Consider the following 709-nt stretch of genomic DNA (forward strand, 5'->3'; position numbering starts at 1 on the left):
AATCTCACCTTTGTCGTAGGCGTCAAGGATCGCGCACTTGGGCTCATTATTATGTTTGCAGTCACGAAAACGGCAGTAGCCAATATGCGGCCTGAGTTCGATAAAACCTTCCAACAGTTCTTGCTCATTGATATGCCATAAGCCGAATTCTCGTATGCCCGGTGAGTCAACAATTCTACCGCCACCCGGAATATGAAAAAGCTTGGCTGTCGTCGTGGTGTGAGTACCTTTACGGGATACTTCCGAAAGCGCGCCGACTTTAATGCTCTGATCACCCAGAATACTACGAATCAGTGAAGACTTGCCGACACCGGATTGGCCAACGAAGACGCTGGTGTAGTTTTTTAGCCAGTCGAATAAGGTGGACTCACAATGCTCGACTTCATTGGCTGAGGTCTTGAGTACTTCATAGCCAAGTGCTTCATAGCTTTGGCAGAGTTTTTCTATCTGAGCGCGGTTATTATCATTAATCAAGTCGCTTTTGTTAAACAGTATGGCAGGCTTGATGTCGAGAGTTTCAGCGGCCACCAGATAACGATCAATTAGATTAGCGTAGGGTGTGGGTTCAGTGGCGACAACAATAATAATACGGTCGATATTGGCGGCTACGGGTTTGAGCAGCCCATAGTTGTCTGGGCGTTGCAGTAAACTGTGGCGTTCTAGGCGTGTTTCGATCACACCGCTTTGGTCTTTGCCGGGGCGCCAGACG

At 48.4% G+C, this 709-nt stretch carries 1 protein-coding gene; it reads right to left on the bottom strand.

Going from position 1 to position 709, the window contains the following annotated elements; genetic code table 11:
* Positions 1–709 (bottom strand): ribosome small subunit-dependent GTPase A (gene rsgA / locus A3766_RS04620; protein WP_068641806.1); only part of this gene is annotated, 709 nt, incomplete at both ends.

The sequence above is a fragment of the Oleiphilus sp. HI0132 genome (assembly GCF_001635845.1).